26 protein-coding genes are annotated in these 20,349 nt (G+C 47.1%); 14 read left to right on the top strand and 12 right to left on the bottom strand.

Features of this window, described 5'->3' with window-relative positions:
• The first annotated feature begins 53 nt into the window (after window positions 1-53).
• Complete coding sequence (degS, locus tag AC5YB3_RS15260; RefSeq protein ID WP_006083056.1) at window positions 54-1,136, top strand: outer membrane-stress sensor serine endopeptidase DegS; 1,083 nt, start codon at window positions 54-56, stop codon at window positions 1,134-1,136.
• 122 nt (window positions 1,137-1,258) lie between these two features.
• Here the strand turns inward: degS and murA are convergent, their stop codons facing one another.
• The 8 genes from murA to AC5YB3_RS15220 all read right to left on the bottom strand — a co-directional run bounded on the left by murA (window position 1,259) and on the right by AC5YB3_RS15220 (window position 6,255).
• On the bottom strand, window positions 1,259-2,518 hold the full coding sequence (gene murA / locus AC5YB3_RS15255; RefSeq protein ID WP_006083057.1) for a UDP-N-acetylglucosamine 1-carboxyvinyltransferase: 1,260 nt from the start codon (window positions 2,516-2,518) through the stop codon (window positions 1,259-1,261).
• A 9-nt stretch (window positions 2,519-2,527) separates the two neighbouring features.
• Window positions 2,528-2,785 (bottom strand): BolA family protein, encoded by a 258-nt coding sequence (locus tag AC5YB3_RS15250; RefSeq protein WP_006083058.1) that lies wholly within the window; start codon window positions 2,783-2,785, stop codon window positions 2,528-2,530.
• 19 nt (window positions 2,786-2,804) lie between these two features.
• Window positions 2,805-3,089, bottom strand: coding sequence for an STAS domain-containing protein (locus AC5YB3_RS15245; RefSeq protein WP_494525646.1), 285 nt, complete (start codon window positions 3,087-3,089; stop codon window positions 2,805-2,807).
• Window positions 3,086-3,748 (bottom strand): MlaC/ttg2D family ABC transporter substrate-binding protein, encoded by a 663-nt coding sequence (locus AC5YB3_RS15240; protein WP_012586764.1) that lies wholly within the window; start codon window positions 3,746-3,748, stop codon window positions 3,086-3,088. The genes AC5YB3_RS15245 and AC5YB3_RS15240 overlap by 4 nt, the downstream gene beginning before the upstream one ends.
• An 11-nt stretch (window positions 3,749-3,759) precedes the next feature.
• Complete coding sequence (gene mlaD, locus AC5YB3_RS15235; RefSeq protein ID WP_006083061.1) at window positions 3,760-4,233, bottom strand: outer membrane lipid asymmetry maintenance protein MlaD; 474 nt, start codon at window positions 4,231-4,233, stop codon at window positions 3,760-3,762.
• A 56-nt stretch (window positions 4,234-4,289) separates the two neighbouring features.
• Window positions 4,290-5,075 (bottom strand): lipid asymmetry maintenance ABC transporter permease subunit MlaE, encoded by a 786-nt coding sequence (gene mlaE, locus AC5YB3_RS15230; RefSeq protein ID WP_494525645.1) that lies wholly within the window; start codon window positions 5,073-5,075, stop codon window positions 4,290-4,292.
• On the bottom strand, window positions 5,072-5,890 hold the full coding sequence (gene mlaF / locus AC5YB3_RS15225) for a phospholipid ABC transporter ATP-binding protein MlaF (protein ID WP_494525644.1): 819 nt from the start codon (window positions 5,888-5,890) through the stop codon (window positions 5,072-5,074). Before mlaF ends, mlaE begins: the two co-directional genes overlap by 4 nt.
• A gap of 206 nt (window positions 5,891-6,096) precedes the next feature.
• The gene (locus AC5YB3_RS15220; protein ID WP_494525643.1) at window positions 6,097-6,255 is read right to left on the bottom strand and encodes a hypothetical protein; all 159 of its coding nucleotides are present in this window, start codon (window positions 6,253-6,255) and stop codon (window positions 6,097-6,099) included.
• A 279-nt stretch (window positions 6,256-6,534) separates the two neighbouring features.
• On the opposite strand from AC5YB3_RS15220, the gene AC5YB3_RS15215 reads away from it, so the two are divergent.
• From AC5YB3_RS15215 to mgtE, 11 genes are all read left to right on the top strand, one after another.
• Window positions 6,535-7,512 carry a KpsF/GutQ family sugar-phosphate isomerase gene (locus AC5YB3_RS15215; protein WP_006086070.1) on the top strand — a complete coding sequence of 326 codons (978 nt, stop codon included), beginning with the start codon at window positions 6,535-6,537 and terminating at the stop codon, window positions 7,510-7,512.
• A complete protein-coding gene (gene kdsC / locus AC5YB3_RS15210; protein WP_006083065.1) occupies window positions 7,512-8,063 on the top strand; it encodes a 3-deoxy-manno-octulosonate-8-phosphatase KdsC in 552 nt (183 codons plus the stop codon). The genes AC5YB3_RS15215 and kdsC overlap by 1 nt, the downstream gene beginning before the upstream one ends.
• Window positions 8,060-8,620, top strand: coding sequence for an LPS export ABC transporter periplasmic protein LptC (lptC, locus tag AC5YB3_RS15205; protein ID WP_006083066.1), 561 nt, complete (start codon window positions 8,060-8,062; stop codon window positions 8,618-8,620). The genes kdsC and lptC overlap by 4 nt, the downstream gene beginning before the upstream one ends.
• Window positions 8,607-9,161, top strand: coding sequence for a lipopolysaccharide transport periplasmic protein LptA (gene lptA / locus AC5YB3_RS15200; RefSeq protein ID WP_006083067.1), 555 nt, complete (start codon window positions 8,607-8,609; stop codon window positions 9,159-9,161). The genes lptC and lptA overlap by 14 nt, the downstream gene beginning before the upstream one ends.
• Window positions 9,158-9,889 (top strand): LPS export ABC transporter ATP-binding protein, encoded by a 732-nt coding sequence (lptB, locus tag AC5YB3_RS15195; RefSeq protein ID WP_006086073.1) that lies wholly within the window; start codon window positions 9,158-9,160, stop codon window positions 9,887-9,889. The genes lptA and lptB overlap by 4 nt, the downstream gene beginning before the upstream one ends.
• Window positions 9,890-9,996: 107 nt before the next feature.
• On the top strand, window positions 9,997-11,475 hold the full coding sequence (locus AC5YB3_RS15190; protein ID WP_006083069.1) for an RNA polymerase factor sigma-54: 1,479 nt from the start codon (window positions 9,997-9,999) through the stop codon (window positions 11,473-11,475).
• A gap of 28 nt (window positions 11,476-11,503) precedes the next feature.
• A complete protein-coding gene (gene hpf, locus AC5YB3_RS15185; protein ID WP_006083070.1) occupies window positions 11,504-11,791 on the top strand; it encodes a ribosome hibernation promoting factor in 288 nt (95 codons plus the stop codon).
• Window positions 11,792-11,793: 2 nt separating this feature from the next.
• Entirely contained in the window at window positions 11,794-12,237 is a 444-nt protein-coding gene (gene ptsN / locus AC5YB3_RS15180) for a PTS IIA-like nitrogen regulatory protein PtsN (protein ID WP_006083071.1), read from the top strand.
• Window positions 12,234-13,088 carry an RNase adapter RapZ gene (gene rapZ / locus AC5YB3_RS15175; protein WP_006083072.1) on the top strand — a complete coding sequence of 285 codons (855 nt, stop codon included), beginning with the start codon at window positions 12,234-12,236 and terminating at the stop codon, window positions 13,086-13,088. Before ptsN ends, rapZ begins: the two co-directional genes overlap by 4 nt.
• The gene (locus AC5YB3_RS15170) at window positions 13,075-13,350 is read left to right on the top strand and encodes an HPr family phosphocarrier protein (protein WP_006083073.1); all 276 of its coding nucleotides are present in this window, start codon (window positions 13,075-13,077) and stop codon (window positions 13,348-13,350) included. Before rapZ ends, AC5YB3_RS15170 begins: the two co-directional genes overlap by 14 nt.
• Before the next feature lie 340 nt (window positions 13,351-13,690).
• A complete protein-coding gene (gene mgtE, locus AC5YB3_RS15165; RefSeq protein ID WP_012586759.1) occupies window positions 13,691-15,055 on the top strand; it encodes a magnesium transporter in 1,365 nt (454 codons plus the stop codon).
• A gap of 103 nt (window positions 15,056-15,158) precedes the next feature.
• On the opposite strand, the gene AC5YB3_RS15160 is transcribed toward mgtE, so the two are convergent.
• Window positions 15,159-15,995, bottom strand: a complete 837-nt coding sequence (locus tag AC5YB3_RS15160; protein ID WP_259570090.1) for a molybdate ABC transporter substrate-binding protein — start codon at window positions 15,993-15,995, stop codon at window positions 15,159-15,161.
• Between AC5YB3_RS15160 and AC5YB3_RS15155 the strand changes: the two genes are divergently transcribed.
• On the top strand, window positions 15,981-16,106 hold the full coding sequence (locus AC5YB3_RS15155; protein WP_301336287.1) for a hypothetical protein: 126 nt from the start codon (window positions 15,981-15,983) through the stop codon (window positions 16,104-16,106). The two genes, AC5YB3_RS15160 and AC5YB3_RS15155, sit on opposite strands and share 15 nt — an antisense overlap.
• A 150-nt stretch (window positions 16,107-16,256) precedes the next feature.
• Here the strand turns inward: AC5YB3_RS15155 and AC5YB3_RS15150 are convergent, their stop codons facing one another.
• Window positions 16,257-16,946, bottom strand: coding sequence for a YiaD family glycine zipper/OmpA-like lipoprotein (locus tag AC5YB3_RS15150; RefSeq protein WP_162096847.1), 690 nt, complete (start codon window positions 16,944-16,946; stop codon window positions 16,257-16,259).
• Window positions 16,947-17,618: 672 nt separating this feature from the next.
• On the opposite strand from AC5YB3_RS15150, the gene AC5YB3_RS15145 reads away from it, so the two are divergent.
• A complete protein-coding gene (locus AC5YB3_RS15145) occupies window positions 17,619-17,852 on the top strand; it encodes a transposase (RefSeq protein ID WP_006083078.1) in 234 nt (77 codons plus the stop codon).
• Between the two features lie 906 nt (window positions 17,853-18,758).
• Here AC5YB3_RS15145 and AC5YB3_RS15140 read toward each other — a convergent pair.
• On the bottom strand, window positions 18,759-19,619 hold the full coding sequence (locus AC5YB3_RS15140; protein ID WP_006083079.1) for a PA4780 family RIO1-like protein kinase: 861 nt from the start codon (window positions 19,617-19,619) through the stop codon (window positions 18,759-18,761).
• Window positions 19,620-19,953: 334 nt separating this feature from the next.
• The gene (locus tag AC5YB3_RS15135) at window positions 19,954-20,271 is read right to left on the bottom strand and encodes a hypothetical protein (protein WP_006086079.1); all 318 of its coding nucleotides are present in this window, start codon (window positions 20,269-20,271) and stop codon (window positions 19,954-19,956) included.
• Between the last annotated feature and the right edge of the window lie 78 nt (window positions 20,272-20,349).

The raw sequence follows: 20,349 nt of genomic DNA, 5'->3' as shown, positions 1-20,349 counted from the left end.
TACATAGATTAAACATGTTAATCTAACTCACCTTTTTCAAGATCCATCCTGCCATGACGATAAAAGACACACTATTATATCTCGGTAAAGCCACCCTTTTCGGTCTTATCATGGCGGCCATGTTTTTATTGGTAACCCGTTATTTCGATAACCAATCCCTCGGTAATAGCCTGCTACAAACCCGAGCCAACAACACAGTCGAGCTCTCCTTTGCCAAGGCGGTCCGCCGCGCAGCCCCTGCCGTTGTAAACATTTATAGTCTCAGCATAGATCAGAACCGCCCTCTTAACTCGGGCTCGCTACAGGGCCTAGGTTCTGGGGTGATAATGAGCAAAGAAGGCTATATTCTTACGAATTATCATGTCATTAAAAAGGCCGACGAGATTGTTGTCGCCCTGCAAGATGGACGCAAATTTACCTCTGAAGTGGTAGGTTTTGATCCTGAAACCGATTTATCGGTACTCAAGATTGAAGGCGATAATTTACCGATTGTCCCCGTTAACCTCGACAGTCCGCCTCAAGTTGGTGATGTCGTACTCGCCATTGGTAATCCCTACAATTTAGGCCAAACCATTACCCAAGGCATCATAAGTGCCACGGGTCGTAACGGCTTAAGTTCTGGTTACTTAGACTTTTTGCAAACCGATGCGGCGATTAATGCCGGTAACTCTGGCGGCGCGCTCATTGACACTAACGGCAGCCTTATCGGTATTAATACCGCAGCATTCCAAGTGGGTGAAGAAGGCGGCGGCCATGGGATTAACTTCGCTATCCCGATTAAATTGGCCCACAGCATTATGGGTAAGTTGATTAAGAATGGCCGCGTGATCCGTGGTGCCTTGGGTATTTCTGGCGAGCCAATTAACCCTGTGGTGGCGCAAATCCTTAATCTACCCGACCTAAAAGGTGTGCTCGTTACAGGTGTCGATCCTAATGGCCCTGCGGCGCGAGCCCTCTTAATGCCAAGGGATGTGATTATTAAATACGATGGTGAAGATGTGCCAGGTGTTGAAATGCTGATGGACCGCATCGCTGAAACCACACCGGGTAAGAAAGTGATGATGACTGTGATACGCCAAGGTAAACAACAGGAGTTACCTGTGATTATCGATGAAAAGGTTGTGGTCGATAACTAGAGTGGCGCCCCTCATTGCGTAGCACACTAAAACGCAGACAACAAAAAACCAGCTTTTAAGCTGGTTTTTTAATGGGTCGAGATTTTAATCTCTCAGGCCTAACTCAATAGCTCAATAACTCGTTACTGAGTACGCACAACCTGCGCGCCTAAACCTTGGAACTTATTCTCAATATGCTCGTAACCACGGTCTAAGTGATAGATACGATCGACAATCGTCTTGCCATCGGCCACTAAACCCGCAATCACTAGACTCGCTGATGCGCGTAAATCCGTCGCCATCACCTGTGCACCACTTAAGGATTCAATCCCTTGGATAATGCAGGTATTACCTTCAAGCTCCATGGTTGCGCCCATACGAATAAGCTCTGGCACGTGCATAAAGCGGTTTTCGAAGATGGTCTCGGTAATGGTTGCCGTACCTTGCGCTAAAGCGTTGAGCACACAAAACTGCGCCTGCATATCCGTTGGAAAACCGGGATAAGGTGCCGTCTTGATATTGACCGCCTTTGGACGCTTACCTTGCATATCGAGCTCAATCCAATCTTCGCCCGTCGTAATCTTAGCGCCCGCATCTTCAAGCTTAGCGATAACTGACTCAAGTGATGCAGGATCGGCTTTTAGGCAACGAATACGCCCACGAGTTACCGCGGCAGCAACCAGGAATGAACCGGTTTCGATACGATCTGGCATCACGCGGTAATTACAGCCCTGTAAACGCTCAACCCCTTGAATACGCAAGGTTGCACTGCCTACGCCGGTGATTTTTGCGCCCATGGCAATCAAGCAATTGGCCAAATCGATCACTTCAGGTTCGCGCGCCGCGTTTTCAATCACGGTTTCGCCATCGGCTAACGCCGCAGCCATCAGCAAGTTTTCGGTTGCGCCGACACTGACCATGTCCATGAAAATGTGTGCGCCCTTAAGACGACCATCAACACGGGCTTTAATATAGCCTTCTTTCACTTCAATCTTGGCACCCATCATTTCGAGGCCATGTAAGTGTAAGTTAACCGGTCTTGCGCCAATGGCACAGCCGCCTGGCAATGACACGTCTGCGGTACCATAACGCGCCAATAACGGCCCTAAGATCAAGATAGACGCGCGCATGGTTTTCACGAGATCGTAGGGAGCGCAAAACTCATTCAGATTAGTAGTTGAAATGCGGATCTGTCCGTCGCCAAGCTCAGTCACTTCAGCACCGAGGCAGCGTAATAATTTACAGCTAGTAGTCACATCGCGAAGATTCGGCACGTTAGAAACCACAAAATCGGTCTCGGCCAATACGCCTGCCATCAGAATAGGCAGAGCCGCATTTTTAGCACCTGAAATGATCACATCACCGGCAAGCGGGGGGCTTGCCTGAATTGTTAGTTTATCCACTTTTCCTCACTAGCTAGGCATGTTGAAAACTTTTTCGCGTTTCCATTGAGTCGGCGTGAAAGTTTTGATCGTTAATGCATGTAATTCACCGCTGGCAATGTGTGCCGCCAACGGTGCATAAATGGCTTGTTGCTGTTTGACTCGGCTCATACCATCGAAGCATTCGCCTACGGCGATCACTTTATAATGGCTACCATCCGAGCTAGCGTGAACTTCTTCAAGCCCTAACGCATCACGTAAAATCTGTTCGATTAAGCTGCATTCCATGAAATCTATTACCCTATTCTCAATGCGCTTCTTCGGTAAAGAAGGCATGTAAATCATATAAATCGATGAGTTTTTTAAGTTGTGGTGAGGCAGAACTCAATTCAAGTTGGCTGCCATGTTCACGCACTAACGCCAGCAAAAATGCCATACCAGCGCTATCACTGTATTCAAGCCCAGATAAAGACAATATCTGAGTAGACTCGCACAGCAGTTGTTGCCGCCGTGGCCAAAGTGTAATGACATCGGCTTGGGTTATGCGCCCTTTGAGATGACAAACTGTGCCCTGTTGCACAAATTCAATCACGACTGCGACTTCCCTGATTTAGCCTTGATGGTCACTTTTTCTTTAGTGCGATCTTCAAGCATCTTAATCACAGGATCGATACCCTGCTGACGAATCAGATTCGAGATTTCAGACTGCTTAGAAGACAGTAAGCTCACACCTTCGGCGACTAAATCGAATGCCTTCCATGAGTCATCTTTCAAACGGCGTGCCTTAAACAGCAGTTTGATTGGCGGACGACCGGCTTCGATGATCTGCACGTTCACATCCACCATTTTCTCTTTACTGAAATCAACCCCAGGTGAAAATTCCACTTTTTGATTGGTGTATTCAGTAAAAGCTTGGGCATAGGTCGACACTAAATAACCTTCAAAGGCATCGACGAAACGATTACGCTGATCTTCGGTTGAATCCTTAAGATACTGGCCTAAGACTTTGTAAGATGCGTATTTATAATCGACATAAGGCATTAGTTCTTCACGAACGATCACCTTTAAATGGTCTGAGTCAGCATCGATTAACGCTTTATCTTTATGAAAACGATCAAAGGTTTTATTGGCAACGGCTTTCACCATGGCATACGGGTCCATAGTGTCGACCACCACATCGGCGGCAACAGCGCTCGTTGTCCCTAAAACCATCACTAACGGCAGTAAAAAACGAGATAAGTTTTTAAACATAGCGGTAACCCCTATTTATCCTTCGAACCCATACTATATAAGAACTGACCAATCAGTTCCTCCAACACTAATGCCGAGCGCGTGTCATCAATCTTGTCGCCATCTTTGAGCATACTGACATCATCGTCGACAAAACCCGGTGTTAACCCCAAGAATTGCTCGCCCAATAAACCCGAAGTCAAAATAGCTAAACTACTGGTTTCTGGGAATTTATCGTAACGCTTATCCATCACTAAGGTGACCACAGCCACTAACTTAACGGGATCTAAATCAATGCCACTGACGCGGCCAACCACAACACCGCCAACCTTAACGGGCGAACGTACCTTCAAGCCACCAATATTGGTGAAATTGGCTTTTATGGTATAAGTGCTATCGCTGCTTTTAACTTCAATATTGGCGACGTTAAAGACTAAGACCAAAAAAGCGGCCAATCCCGTTAAAAGAAACACACCCACTAATAATTCAATTTTTCGTGTCAACATGTTCGGCTACCACTCTGTTAATCCATCTTACCTGTGTCGAAATCCGCAGTGTTCCGTTAGCGGCCAAACATCAGGGCTGTCAGTAAAAAATCTAATGCCAATACAGCGAGGCTCGACTGAACCACAGTCTGAGTCGTTGCACGGCTGATGCCTTCCGGATTTGGGATCACTTGATAACCGCGATATAACGCAATCCAAGTCACCACTACGGCAAACACACCACTCTTGATCAAGCAGTTAACTATGTCCTGACGCCATTCGACAGACGCCTGCAGAATCGACCAAAATGCCCCGCTGTCGATACCCTTCCATTCCACGCCGACTATGTGACCACCGTAAATACCCACAGCGGTAAACATTAACGCCAGCAATGGCATACTGATAACCCCAGCCCAAAAGCGCGGTGCAATAATCTGCCTTAATGGGTCGATAGCCATCATCTCTAAACTCGATAGCTGCTCAGTACTTTTCATTAAACCAATTTCAGCGGTTAAGGCTGAACCCGCACGTCCCGCAAACAAAAGTGCGGTAACCACGGGCCCTAACTCACGCAGTAAACTGAGCGCCACCATAGGGCCTAAGCTTTCTTCGGTGCCAAAACCAACTAAGATGTTGTAGCCTTGCAGCGCCAACACCATACCGATAAAAAGCCCTGAGACTAAAATAATCACCATAGATTGCACGCCGACCACATAAATCTGGCGCACTAATAGTGGAAAACCTTTGCGCACCCATGGCCAGCGAAAAATCGCCCCCCACAACATGAGCCCTGCGCGGCCAAAACCGAGCACTAACTCAATCGCGCTGCGGCCCAAGTCGGCAATACTGTCTATTAACTTCACTTGCCAACTCCTTTTGCCATTAATTCTTGTTGGTAATCATTCGCCGGATAATGGAACGGTACAGGGCCATCCGGCGCGCCTTGAATAAACTGTTTCAGCTGCGGATTGTCGGCGTACTTCAATTCTTCTGGCGTGCCGTGGGCGATGACTTTTTTGTCGGCCACCACATATACATGATCGGCAATACCGAGGACTTCATCTACATCGTGGGACACCACAATGGAGGTCAGATTCAGCGCATCGGATAACTCACGAATAAGCTTCACTAACACGCCCATAGAGATAGGATCTTGGCCGGCAAAAGGTTCATCGTACATCACCATTTCAGGCTCAAGCGCAATGGCTCTGGCCAATGCCGCGCGGCGCTGCATACCACCGGATAATTCACTCGGCATCATCTGGGCGGCACCACGTAAACCTACGGCTTCGAGCTTCATCAGCACGATAGTGCGAATAATGTCTTCTGGCAGACCTGAATGTTCGCGCAGCGCAAACGCCACGTTATCGAACACATTGATGTCGGTAAACAGCGCGCCGCTTTGAAACAGCATGCTCATCCGCTTACGCAGACTAAATAATTCATTGCGACTCACGCCATGGATATCGTGGCCATCAAATAGCACTTGTCCGTGGTCAGGCGTTAATTGGCCGCCGATCAACTTCAACAGGGTCGTTTTGCCTATGCCGCTCGGCCCCATGATCGCCGTCACCTTGCCCCTTGGAATGGACAGGCTAATATCTTCATATATCACACGCTGACCGCGGCTAAACCCCAAATTACGGATCTCAACCAACGGCGTTTGTTCTTGAGTCATGCTTGATTCCGACATTTACAAAAGAGGTGATCCTAGTCTTCCTAGACTGACCAATCGAAGAGCCGCAAATTGTACGTAATTGCGCTTTAACCTACAACCGAATCGACACTATCGCCCTGCGATACTTTCAATTTGCCTCATTTACAGCGAAAATGCGCCCTAAGTTTTCACTCTGCACAGGTAAAATGTTACTTAATGTTTTCAACCTAGTTGCAGAATTGGCGATATTGGCTAATTCGTTCGCACTTAGCTCGCTCTTCGTCCACTTTTAGGTGCGATGAGTCGATATACGAGTGTGAAATAGAGGCATCCCGTGCGGTAATACCCGGCGCGATACGGGATAAATCCATTGAAATAAACAACAAAGACGATGATATTGCTCAAGACCTTCGACCGCTAAACAGGTTATTGTGCATGAATAGCTGCCGCAGCTGAACTTGACGAGTCGGATCAATCGCTCTAGCCTGCCGCAATTGTTTTGTTGTTTTAGGGAATTCACCATAACAAGACATAAGCTAAATCGTCTGAAAACAAACTAAAACTTGGCAGAAAGCCTATTACATATCATCTTTATCGCGTACCAAATTGTGCTATTCCAATCCCATCAATGGGGCGACAAAGACAATGCAAAAAGAGAGATAGACATGGTAGACAAATCACAACTGCGCCAATGGGGCTGTAAAGTTATCGACATTGAAAAGTCAGCCCTAGACAATCTTTATCAATATGTTGATTCGGCTGAATTTGCAGAAGCTTGCGAGTTGATCCTCAACTGCACAGGCAAAGTGATTGTCATGGGAATGGGCAAGTCGGGCCATATCGGCAATAAGATTTCTGCCACCCTCGCCAGCACAGGAACGCCCGCATTTTTTGTGCATCCAGGTGAAGCCAGCCACGGCGATCTCGGTGTATTAGCCGATAACGATGTGATTTTAGCGATTTCAAATTCCGGTGAGTCGAGCGAAATCCTCACCTTAATGCCCGTCATCCAACGTATGGGCGTGCCCGTTATCGCGGTAACAGGCAAACCCGAATCGAATATGGCGCGCTTATCTAAAGTACATTTATGTATTGAAGTCCCAGAAGAGGCTTGCCCACTTGGACTCGCGCCAACGTCAAGCACCACAGCGACCTTAGTGATGGGCGATGCGATTGCCATTGCGCTGCTACAAGCGAAAGGCTTTACCCGTGATGACTTTGCTATGTCTCATCCTGGCGGTGCTTTAGGACGCAAGTTATTGTTAAAAGTCTGCGATGTCATGCATAGCGGTGATGACTTACCGCTCGTTAACCACGATATTTGCATCACAGAAGCCCTGTACGAAATTTCCAAAAAAGGCTTAGGCATGACCGCGATTATCGATGATCAGCGCAAGCTGGTTGGTATCTTCACCGATGGTGATTTACGCCGCGTTATCGATGCCGAAGTGAATCTACGTACTACGCCCATCGCCGATGTGATGACCCGTAACTGCGTGACCATCACCGACGGTGTGTTGGCGGCCCAAGCGCTGCAAGTGATGGACTCAAAAAACATCAACGGATTAATTGTTATCGATAAAGACCGCCATCCAATCGGCGCTCTTAACATGCTAGACATGGTTAAAGCAGGAGTCATTTAATGCCACAGCAAGGATTTTACGGCCCAATCAGTGATGATGTGTGGCAACGCGCGCAAAAGATTAAACTGTTGATCTGTGACGTCGACGGGGTGTTTTCCGATGGTCGTATTTACCTAAGCAATAGCGGCGAAGAGCTAAAAGCCTTCCACACTCGCGACGGCTATGGCGTGCGCTCGATACTCACCAGCGGCTTTAATCTTGCCGTTATCACTGGACGTCAATCCAAAATCGTTGAAAACCGTATGACAGCGCTCGGCGTAACTCATATTTACCAAGGCGTAGACAATAAGTTCGAGCCCTATGAAGCATTGCTCGCACTCTATGGCGTTACCCCGGAAGAAGTGGCGTATATCGGTGATGACATTGTCGATCTGCCAGTGATGAATGTCGTCGGTTTAGCAGTCAGCGTAGCCGATGGTCATCCCTATGTTCGTCAGCACGCCCACTTTGTGACTACGCTCAATGGCGGCCACGGTGCCTTGCGTGAACTCACAGATCTATTGCTACTCAGTCAAAATAAATTCACTTCGGCCCATGGAATGAGTATATGAGTCGTGTGACACTCGCGATTATCGCTTTTTTTGGAACGGCATTAGTGCTTTATTGGCAAGTGCAGAACAAACACAGCGGTGATACCGATAACAGAGTAAAAGATCAAAATACCCCAGATTTCATCGTTGAAGATCTGCGCAGTGTTGAGTTCAATGAACAAGGGTTAGTCAATAGCCGTGTGACGGCGAAACACATGGAACATTATGATTCAACGAATCAAACTTACTTTACTCAACCTGTTTATCTTGTTTATCCAGACCAAGGTAAAGCACAATGGCAACTCAGAGCAGATCAGGGCAAGCTAAACAAGGAAACGGGCAAGGTTGTATTAGAAAACAATGTTATTATTGATGCCATTAGCCCAGAAGAACCGATCCAGACCTTGTCCACCAGTTATCTGGAACTCGATCTCAATACGATGATAATGACCTCTGACCGCACCATTTACGTCACAGGGAAAGATTTTAATATTCAAGGCCAAGGCCTTTATGCCGACCTCAACGCGCAAGAAGTGCAATTGACCAGTCAGGTAGTAGGAACATATGAAGCAAAATAACGTATTACTTGCCAGCCTAATGCTAATAATGAGCATGAGCGCCTTTGCTAAAGTCGACGACCTGAAACAGGAAGTCAAAATCAAGGCTGTGAGCCAAACGGCAGATATCAAGAACAACCAGATCATCTTCTTTGGTCCGGTTGAAGTCACCCAAGGTTCGATTAAAATCCATGCAGATCAACTGCGTGCATTTTCTGCCGAAGGTGAAAATAGCAAAATTTTAGTGGCCACTGGCAACCCTGCGACGTACAGCCAAGTATTAGACGATGGCCGTCCAGCCTCGGCGAGCGCGAAAGAAATTCGTTACGATATGGCGAGCCGCACCCTGACACTTAAAGGTTTAGCCTCGTTAGATCAAGCGGGCAGCCAAGTGACGGGTAATTTAATCCGCTACAACATCATCCAGCAAAAATTGATTGCCGAGAGTACCGGCAGTGGCGACGATCGCGTGATCACTATCATTCAGCCAGAAAGCTATCAAGATGATGCCAAACCAGACGCGCCAGCAGATAAACCTGTGAAAAAGCAGGACTCTAAATGACCCAAATCACCCTAAGAGCACAAAATCTGGCGAAGAGTTACAAGAGTCGCCAAGTGGTTAAAGACGTCAGTCTGACGGTAAAAACCGGTCAGGTCGTTGGCCTACTCGGCCCGAACGGCGCGGGTAAAACCACCACCTTTTACATGGTCGTTGGTCTGGTTAAAAGCGATAAAGGCCACATCTTTATCGACGATGATGATTTAACCGCAGATCCTATGCACCTGCGCGCCCGCAAAGGCATAGGTTACTTGCCACAGGAAGCCAGTATCTTCCGTAAACTGACCGTCCATGACAACATCATGGCCGTGCTTCAAACGCGTAAAGAACTAAAAAAAGAGCAAAGGGAAGAAGAGCTAGAGCATCTGCTTGAAGAGTTCCACATCACCCACATCCGTGACAGCCAAGGCATGTCATTGTCGGGCGGTGAACGTCGCCGTGTCGAAATTGCGCGGGCGTTAGCAGCAAATCCTAAGTTCATTTTGCTAGATGAACCCTTTGCTGGTGTCGATCCGATTTCGGTTATCGACATTAAAAAGATTATCGAACAGCTCAAAAGTCGTGGCCTTGGCGTGTTGATCACAGACCACAATGTCCGTGAGACATTAGATGTGTGTGAACATGCCTATATCGTGAGTCACGGAAACTTGATTGCCGAAGGAACACCCGCAGAGATCTTAGACAATCAGCAAGTTAGGGCTGTGTACTTAGGTGAACAATTCAGGCTATAGTTAATCAAGCGGAGCCAATGCAGGCAATTTATGCCACCATTGGACTCCACTCAAGATGATAACAAGCGACCTCATCCAACAATAATAACGTAGGGATCAGCGGTAACATGAAAGCGTCACTCCAGCTCAAACTGGGTCAACAGTTAACCATGACGCCACAATTACAACAGGCCATCCGTCTGTTGCAACTGTCGTCATTAGAACTGCAGCAAGAGATCCAGCAAGCCTTAGATTCTAATCCCCTTCTCGAGCTGGAAGAGGATCAATTCGACGCCACTAAAGACCCTGTAAACCAAACGCTATCCGATACGGATTTCAGTGAATCTAGCACCCTGCCGCCAGAAAAAGACAGCTCCACCATAGACACGGCAGAGTCCTTAACCAAAGAATCCATGCCCGACGAACTCCCCATGGACACCACTTGGGATGAAGTGTTCACCGCCTCTCCCAATTCTGGCCCCGGCGGCAGTCGTGAAGACGATATGCCCTTCCAAGGTGAGACCAGTGAAGGCTTGTATGAACACTTAGAATGGCAAAAAAACCTCACACCGTTTTCTGAAACCGATTTAGCCATTGCCACCGCCATTATTGATGCCATCGACGATCAAGGCTATCTCACCCAAAGCACTGACGAAATCCTCGAAGCCATGGGCAATTCTGAGGTTGAGCTCGACGAAGTCGAAGCTGTACTCAAGCGCATTCAACATTTTGATCCCATTGGTGTTGCCGCCCGCGATTTAAGCGAGTGCCTGTTGATCCAACTGTCGCATTTCGCCGCTGACACGCCCAACCTAGAAAACGCCCGCATGCTGATCAAAGATCATTTAGATCTGATCGCCGCCCGCGATTTTAGATTGTTGATGCGTAAGACTAAATTAAAAGAGGATGAGTTAAGAGACGGCATCGCGCTTATCCAAACCCTCAATCCCCGCCCAGGTTTATTGATTACGCCCAACGATGACGAATACGTCATCCCAGATGTGTCAGTGTCGAAGAAAAATGGCCGTTGGGTGGTTGAGCTTAATCCTGACTGCATGCCAAAAATCAATGTAAATCAACATTATGCTTCGATGGCGCGCAGCACTAAAAGCCAAGCCGATAGCCAATTTATTCGTGGTCATCTGCAAGAGGCTAAATGGTTTATCAAGAGTTTAGAGAGCCGTAATGATACCCTGTTGAAGGTGGCGAACTGTATCGTCCAATATCAGCAAGGTTTCTTTGAATACGGTGAAGAAGCCATGAAACCTATGGTGCTGAACGATATTGCCGAAGCGGTAGAAATGCATGAGTCGACCATCTCAAGGGTGACGACACAGAAATACATGCATACCCCTAAGGGACTTTTTGAACTAAAATACTTCTTCTCTAGCCACGTCGGTACTGACGATGGTGGGGAATGCTCATCCACAGCAATCAGAGCCTTCATTAAGAAACTGGTTGCAGCGGAAAACCAGAAAAAACCATTAAGCGACAGTAAGATGGCACAACTTCTGGCAGAACAAGGGATCAACGTAGCCCGCAGAACCATTGCGAAGTACCGAGAGGCTATGCTCATTCCGCCTTCTAATCAGCGTAAAAGTTTATAACCTACAGTGGATATCGGAGGACGTTTCTATGCAAATAAACCTGAGTGGACACCATGTCGAAATTACCGAATCGTTACGTGCATATGTAGAAGAAAAGTTTTCAAAACTTGAACGCCATTTCGAACAGATCAATAATGTGCACGTTGTGCTCAATGTCGAGAAAATGCAACAGATTGCCGAAGCGAGAATAAATCTTATCGGTGGTGAAGTTTTTGCTACTTCAGAGCATGCTGACATGTATGCCGCTATAGACGCCCTGATTGACAAGCTTGATCGTCAGGTTATTAAACACAAAGAGAAGTTAACAAAACACTAATAATGGAACTTTGTACCATACTGCGGCCGGAGTGCACTACCTGCGCCACTCCGGGCAGCAAGAAAAAGGTACTGGAACTCATCAGCGACTTAGTCGCTGCCCAGTACCCGACCCTCTCATCTCAAGAGATATTCGAAAGCCTAGTGGCGCGCGAAAAGATGGGGAGCACAGGTATAGGTAACGGCATCGCCATTCCACATGGTCGACTAGCCGATATAGATCAGCCCATTGCCATACTCATTAAGTGTGAAGAGCCGATAGCATTCGATGCTATCGATAAGCAACCTGTTGATATTTTATTTGCACTACTGGTGCCTGCAGACCAATGTCAGCAGCACTTAAGTACCTTGTCTTGCATGGCCGAAAAGCTGAGCGACAAGCAAATATTAAAGCAATTACGCAAGACGCATGATGAAACGGAACTCTATCAGGTAATCACTGGATGAAACTGGTCATAGTGTCGGGCCGCTCAGGCTCAGGCAAATCTGTCGCCCTAAGGGTACTCGAAGATCTCGGCTATTATTGTGTCGATAACCTTCCCTTGCCCTTAATCGGCACTTTGCTTGAGCAACTCAAAGGCAGTAACGATCTCGTCGCCATTAGTGTCGACGTGCGTAACATGCCTGAGCAGGACAAGGTCTTAGTAAAGCAACTCGCGAGCCTGCCTCCTGATACTGAGTTAACCAGCTTCTTCCTCAATTCCAGCGATAAAATTCTGCTCAAGCGTTACAGCGAAACCCGCCGTTTGCACCCTTTGTCGAAGAGCCAAGTCTCTTTGCAAGAAGCGATAAAACTGGAAGGGAAGCTGCTCGAGCCTATGTCAAAACTGGTCGATCACTACATAGATACGTCGAACCTGAATATCTATGATTTAAGCGACCAAGTCAGACAAATTCTGCTCGGCAGCGTTGATAAAGAGTTAGTGATTAACTTCGAGTCCTTTGGCTTTAAGCACGGTATGCCAACCGAAGCCGACTTTATGTTCGATGTACGCTTCCTGCCTAACCCACACTGGGAACTGGCGCTGCGTCCATTGACAGGCTTAGATGAACCCGTGGCTGAGTTCTTAAATCGTCAACCACTGGTCAATAAGTTCATCTGGCAAATCGAAAATTTACTGGAAACTTGGCTGCCACATCTCGAGCGCAACAATCGCAGTTATTTAACTGTGGCGATTGGCTGCACGGGTGGGCAACACAGATCGGTTTACGTCGCAGAGCAATTGGCTAAACGCTTTAGTAACGGTAAACATAAAGTTTATGCCCGCCATCGAGAGCTGAATAATGCCAAAGCTTGAACGTCAGATCACCATCTGTAACAAACTGGGATTACATGCCCGTGCCGCTACTAAGTTGGTGGTACTGGCATCCGAGTTTGATGCGACCATCACCTTAATACAAGGCGATAAACAGGCATCTGCCGCCAGCGTGCTTGGCTTATTGATGCTTGAAACTGGCATGGGTAAAACCATTAAACTTATCGCCGAAGGTCCAGATGCTGAGCCCGCTCTGGATGCCATTTGTGCCTTAATCGACGCTAAGTTTGACGAAGCCTGTTAGTTTGATTTCATACTCAGCGTTCCACACAGGCACTCAGATTAGTACACCTCACATTTAGCACTGCTTATTTGTGCAGTTCACATCTCGTTTCAAAAGCTTGGCGACACATTTGTCGCTCGACGGCACGAACCATAGGCGATTACACTAGCGAGCATTACCGCTGACTCACCTTAGTCTTAGCCGCCTTAATCTATGCGTAAAACGCATGACCTACACTGGAGCGCTCTATCTGTGACTGAAGCATAGTTATCGCGAAGTCAACGCTAAGTCTTAGCCCTGCGCCAAGCAGCGCACTCTCGAACCAATTTGCCGCACAGTGGCGGACAACCATGGAGGACAAATGCCCGTAGATAATTCAGAAAACAATCACACCGGACATAGTCTCGACCAGTTAAACCAAGCGCTTAGCAGTGGCATGTTTGTGCACGTGCGTAACATGCTGCAAAAAATGGCCGCCTCAGATATCGCGCTGATCTTAGAATCCTCACCACCCAGCGCCAGACAAGTGCTGTGGCAGCTTATCGATCAAGAACAAATAGGCGACATACTCGACGAGTTAAGCGAGGAACTCAAAGATCCGCTGATCCGCAGCATGAGTCCTGAGCGAGTTGCGAAAGCGACGGCGAGCATGGACACCGATGATCTGGCCTATATTCTGCGTAGTCTTCCCGATGCCGTTTACAAGCAAGTGCTGCAGTCGATGACAGAACAAAACCGCCAGCGGGTAGAACAGGCCTTATCCTATCCCGATGAGACCGCCGGCAGCTTGATGAACACAGATACCGTCACCTTAAGACCCGATGTAAATATCGATGTGGTGCTGCGCTATCTTCGCCAAAGGGGCAACCTGCCAGACACCACAGATACCTTATATGTGGTCGATAAACAGGACAAAGTGCTCGGCGGTGTCAGGCTGGCAGATCTACTGACTTGCGCGCCAAGCACCACAATTCGCAACATCATGGACCCCGATATCCAAAGTATTCCTGTGAGCATGTCCGACAGTGAAGTGGCGCAGAAATTCGAACGCAATGACTGGGTATCAGCTCCCGTTGTTGATAGCGATGGCAAGCTGCTAGGACGAATAACAATCGATGACGTGGTCGATGTTATCCGCGAAGATGCCGAACATTCCATGATGGGGATGGCGGGGATGGACGATGACGAGGATACTTTCGGCCCAGTGCTAAAAAGTACCCTACGTCGCTCACTCTGGCTCACGATTAACTTGTTCGCCGCGCTACTCGCCTCCTCGGTCAGTAATATGTTTGAAGGCACTATCGAGCAATTTGCTACCATCGCCATCTTGATGACAATTGTCCCTAGCATGGGCGGTGTGGCCGGTAATCAAACCTTAGCACTCGTGATCCGCGGTATTGCCTTAGGCCACATAGGCCAAAGCAACGCCCGTTGGCTTATTGGTAAAGAATTATCGATTGGTTTTCTCAATGGCTTAATGTGGTCGATTTTGGTGTTTATTGCCGTGTTGCTGTGGAAGGATGATATGGCACTGGCGGGATTAATTGGCAGCGCTATGCTGATCAACATGACAGTTGCTGGGCTTGCAGGTGCGAGTATTCCATTGATTTTAAAACGCCTTAAAATCGATCCCGCCCTCGCTGGCGGCATGGTGCTCACCACAGTCACTGACGTGGTTGGTCTATTCGCCTTCCTCGGGTTAGCGACGCTTTATCTGATGCACTAACGCACTAATGTTTTAACGCTTTAACGCTTTAACAGTTTGAGTTTATAACAAAAACGGCACCGAAAGGGTGCCGTTTTTTTATCTCGCTGAAAAACTAAAAAGGCTATTTTGCCGGAGGTTGAAAACCATAACTGCTCAGAATCGCTTGGCCCTTTGCCGATAGAATAAACTCAGCTAACGGCATTGCGGCAGCATTGGCGCCCTGCAAAACCAGCAAACCATAGTCGGCCCCCACGGCGAGTTCCTGCGGTAAGTCGATGATTTGTAGACTCGGCACTTCTTGTTTAGCCAGCACAGCATTGGTGCAATAGGTTAAAAAGATATCTGCTTGTTTGTTTTCCATCACCCAGCCATAAGGATTGCGATCTTTAGGTGGTTTAGCACTCTCAGGGCCGCCCGTCAGTTGCAATGCCTTGGTCTCTAACGCGGCTTTCGCATTGGGTTTTACCGCTTCGGCCTTAGCAAAAACAGCCCAGGCATAATCACCCGCCGGATCGGCTTTCGGGGTTGAGGTGCCAACTTTGATCTTAGGATCTAACATGGTATCGAGTAGCGTTGCGCTCGTCACCTGAACATTATCCTGAGCAACCGCGCAGAGTTGATTGCGGGCAAACATTTGCACCGCTTTCCCCTGACCCGCATCCACTAACGCCTGCGGATGTTTCATATTCGCCGAGGCAAAAATATCGACTTTTTCACCCTCTTGAATGCGTTTTAACAGTAAACCAGATGGCGCATATTGTGCCGCAACACTCGTGTGCGACTCGGCTTGATAAGCGGCAATAATATCCTTCATAGCAGTCTTTAAACTGCCTGCTGCGCGCAATTCTATCGGCGCCGCTCCTGTGGTCACTTCGGCTTTCATCGGCATTCCTTGTACAGCAGCCACCATGATGACAGGGCTTAAACTCAAGGCAACTAACACGTGTTTGCTTATCATAGTCATATTCTCCTCTGGGCGCTAAAAGTCATTCTTGTGACTTATCCCCATACAGAACGTGAAATCGGTAAAGGGATCAAGCTGAACTCATCCCAAGGCAAACCGCTGTGATGTGATTGTGGTGCAGATCACCCAAAACACAGGTTAGAGAGGACAAATTGTCTAGCTTAAATCTGCGAGGCACTTATCGCTAAATATACCTATCACAGAAACAAAAAAGTCGCCCTCAGGCGACTTTTGTAAAACTAGAATACTTAATGTCTATTGACCCGTCGGCGTTAATACAATCTCAACGCGGCGGTTTTGGGCGCGGCCATTGGCATTAGCATTTGATGCGATAGGACTCGCTTCACCCATGCCTTTTGATTTTACACGGGCAGAGGCGACGCCTTTGCTCATCAAGTAATTACCCACTTCACCCGCACGCACTTGTGACAGACGTAAGTTGTAAGAGTCTGAGCCACTGCTATCGGTATAACCTAAAACGTTAAGCTGTGTTTTGCTGTATTCCTTGGCCACAACCGCCACTGAGTTCAGTACGCGTTTAGCGCCGTCGCTTAACTCGGTTTGATCAACGCCGAAGGTGACTTCATTAGGCATATTCAAAATGATGTTATCGCCGCTACGGGTCACACTCACGCCCGTTGAGGCGAGTTGTTGGCGTAATTTGGTCTCTTGCACATCCATGTAATAACCAATACCACCACCAACTGCAGCGCCTGATGCAGCACCAATTAAGGCACCTTTACCGCGGTCACTTTTGCTCGAAGAGACTACGCCAATGGCAGCCCCTGCGACGGCACCAATCAATGCACCACTGGTCGCTTTAGCGGTTTGTTGTTCGTTTGAATAGGGATTGATTGTTGTACAACCCGATGCAACTAGCGCGGTCGTCAATACCACTATGGCTAACAGGGATGGTTTAGATTGCACTGCCTGAAAACACTTCATCATTTATAACCTCTTTATATGATTGATGACTGTGAATACCGCTCAAAGGGCAAGAAATATCACTTCACACTAAGTAATACGAATGACCTAGGGATTGCCACAAGGCAGGCAGTATATAAGTAATTGCGCTCGAGACAATCCTTTATCCATATTCAATTCTGCTAATCTAGATTGTAGTCAGCAAAGATACAGATTTCGGGCTTCAATCTTGGCTTAGACCGCCCTGCTCCATATCAAGCCGATGGCACCGAAATAGTGCGTCTTGCACCTTTTTTGTCAGCACTAAAAAATCACGCCGTTTTAATCGAATAAGCAAGATCATGATTTTAAACATTAAAATAAAAATTAGAATATTGGCACGAATTTTACATACTACTAAGTGAGTAGACAGTCAGACGCGGTAGAAATCGCCGAAAACTCAAGTCGACTTCAACAGGATTAATCCAAATTAAATGGACCTATCGAGACAGAAAATGAACTCGAGTATTTAGGGTCATGAAGGAGGAAGTATGAAAACAGTCATGAACTTTATCGCACTATGTCGCCACGAATGGATTTGTCTGCGCCACCTAGGTCTGAGCCAGTGGGATTTAGAACAGCGTCAATATCATCAATAAAAGGCAACGCAAACGGTCATATTTTAGTTCGAAAGCAGTAAAAGAGGGAACGCTCATGGGAATCGCAGAAAATAGTCTCAAGCTACATGTTATCACCGAGGTTAAAGTGCAAGGTCGCTTACTGTCGGATGTTGCACGTCAATACGGTTTATCTGCCAAGGCAGTTTACCAATGGGTGCGGGAAAGCGATCTGCAACCCCAGCAAAGAGAATGCGCATTAATGAGCGAGATTGCCCAACTGCAGAAAAGGATTAAACAGCTCAATAACGAGCTACGCACCATAGGTTAAGCGCTGCATGGCAATTGAGTGCCTGTACAACAAGTTAAACGTGCCCGAATAGACAAGGCCGGACGAGATTGCATATCGCCCTGCTGATAACGCTAACGATGTAAAAGATGTGCTAACAACAATAATAACAGCGCCCTTTTTAGTCCGGCCTTGTCGTCCAAATTGTTAAGCGAGAAAAATTAAGAAAATTAACCAGTTTAGGCAGAGTCGGATGGTTATCTATTATCGCTCCCCAACGACCTAAGATATGAATTGTGCAAATAACAATAATAAGTGTGCTGTTTACGACTATCTGACTCTGTCACTTCATTGATGAACCCAGCGAAGATTGGGAAATAGTAATAAAACCGACAAACGAAACGAACAAAGACAATGCAAAAGTTTCGGCAAGACTAGGGAGGGAGTTATCTCCCCCAAGATCAAATATGTGAATTGTGCTCCCCCAAGTCATGAACATATTTCTCTCTCTGGTCTTGTCATTTTATTCACAGGATCAATGATGATCCAGCGCTATAACAAGTGTGGCGCGCCAAGGAAGGCTGTGATTTAGTGTGCTGTTTCATAGATTGACTGAAGAGTTACCAAGGTTTCGGCAAGGATTGAAGGAGTTGTCTCCCCCAAAGATTAAATATGTGAATTGTGCTCCCCCAAGTCATGAACATATTTCTCTCTCAGCTCTTGTCCTTTTATTACACAGTTTGATGATTGCTAGCTTGTTTATAGCAACTAGGATGGACCCAGCTCCAACCGGAGATTAAGCCATGGATTGGCTAACGCCAAAAATTAAATAACAATAATAAAATCAGTAATAAAATCAACAATAAAAATAATAGTGACACTTAATTTTTAGCATAAAAAAAGACGCTACTTTGAGCGTCTTTTTTATGGGCGAAAAACGACTGACAATTAATAGTCTTCTTCGTTTGCCTCTTGGATCCTTTGTTTACGCTCTTGCGCCTCTTCAAAGGCCGCTTGAATTTCCTCTAACACGGCACTGACATCGGCTTCGACCAACACTTCGGTAAACTCACCGGTTAATGGCGTTTCAGGCTTCAATTCACCCGCTTCAAACAGGGCCCAAATCTCTTTGGCGTATTGTGTTTTCAACAGCTCAGGAGCATACAAGCCATAGTATTGGGTCATGTTATTCACATCACGCGCTAACATCCATTTGGCATGGTTATTCGCCGCGGCATCGACGGCCTGAGGCAAGTCGATAATCACTGGCCCTTCACTATCGACTAACACGTTAAACTCAGACAAGTCACCGTGCACTAAACCTGCACAGAGCATACGTTTGACATAGGTCATCACCAACGCATGATCGTTCAGGGCTTTTTCTGCCGACATACTGACATCGTTCAATCTCGGAGCGACATTGCCCTCGGCATCCGTCACTAACTCCATCAGCAACACGCCATCAAAACAGCCATAGGGCGTTGGCACGCGCACACCCGCATTCGCTAAACGATAAAGCGCTTCAACCTCGGCATTTTGCCAAGCTTCTTCCTGCTGATCGCGACCAAATTTAGAGCCTTTCTCCATCGCACGTGCACGACGGCTGTTGCGGACTTTTCGGCCTTCTTGATACAACACAGCTTGCTTAAAACTGCGCTTGTCCGCTTCTTTATAGACTTTGGCACAGCGGATATCATCACCACTGCGTACAACGTACACAGTGGCTTCTTTACCGCTCATTAACTGGCTAATGACCTCATCGACCAGTCCTTCATCAACCAGGGGTTGGATTCGTTTCGGAGTTTTCATAGCGCCCTTATACATTACTTAGGCATGATATGGAATACTGCGGGCAAATCTTCATACAAAAGCGGTCTCCAGCGGAAGTTTGATGAATATAGTTCAGGATTGTTAAACGAATTTTAAGTAAAAACTAATGCACTTGCGTGTTAAACACAATACCAGATTTACTGAGGACTTTGGCAAAGAAAGAGACTGAAAATGAAGCTTCAACTAAAAGAATATTCTTTTCCGCAAACCAGTATAAAGCAAGAGGTAAAACCACAGCCACGATCCTGCAGCGAACATTCAAATCTAAGACCGCTCAAATAGATATCCAAGCAGGTTTACGCAAAAACTTAACTCACACAAATAAGGCAATCACACTTCCCACAGTCGCCGCCGCTTTCAATATTTGGCCAGCGCTGTAATAAGTATCGTTCGAATCATTCGCGTCATTAGGGGCTGTATCGGGAGTAGGCGCCTCAGTTTTGCTCATCGCAGCAACATCGGAACTGGGCTCAGCTTTGGGAGCCGCCAAGCCCAATGCGCCATAGGTAAAGGATTTCAGTCCACTTGGCTCCGCCGTATCACTGGATTGATGAACCGATTTGGCCGTCGGTAATGAAGCAGAATGCGCCGATGAAACGGGTGAAATCATAGCTAACCCCAAAGCAGACATTAAAGTGTTAATCGCAAACTAACACAATATCAGCCTGTTATCATGCATTCATCCACTAAACTGTGATGGATTCTGCCC

It is taken from the genome of Shewanella sp. 1311 (assembly GCF_059338235.1).
Note: the sequence above shows the minus strand (reverse complement) of the source record. Positions and strands in the feature narration are given on the sequence as shown.